Origin of the sequence: Bacillus cereus group sp. BfR-BA-01382, assembly GCF_022663475.1 — a bacterium.
Taxonomy (GTDB): domain Bacteria; phylum Bacillota; class Bacilli; order Bacillales; family Bacillaceae_G; genus Bacillus_A; species Bacillus_A thuringiensis_S.
Genome location: NZ_JAKUFQ010000458.1, coordinates 1 through 213 on the forward strand (window position 1 = coordinate 1; position 213 = coordinate 213).

Sequence of the window (213 nt, forward strand, 5' to 3'; positions counted from 1 at the left end):
TAGAACAATTATATCGTGCTTATGAAATGTATAAGGAAGAGCGTTATAAAAACCTTGCCGATCAATTAAGTGATGCTGTACTTCGTTATAATAAAAAAGATAATTATTATGATGCAGATGCAGGGAAACAAAATAATTTTGTAACAACATCATACATAAATCCGCGTGCATTCTCTTATATGAAGAAGTACGGTAAAGTTTCTGCTCAGCAAT

Annotated in this window: 1 pseudogene; it reads left to right on the forward strand. The window is 31.5% G+C overall.

Annotation, left to right across the window (positions count from 1 at the left end):
• Positions 1-213, forward strand: a pseudogene (locus MR160_RS34695) (transcriptional regulator); the annotation flags it as partial.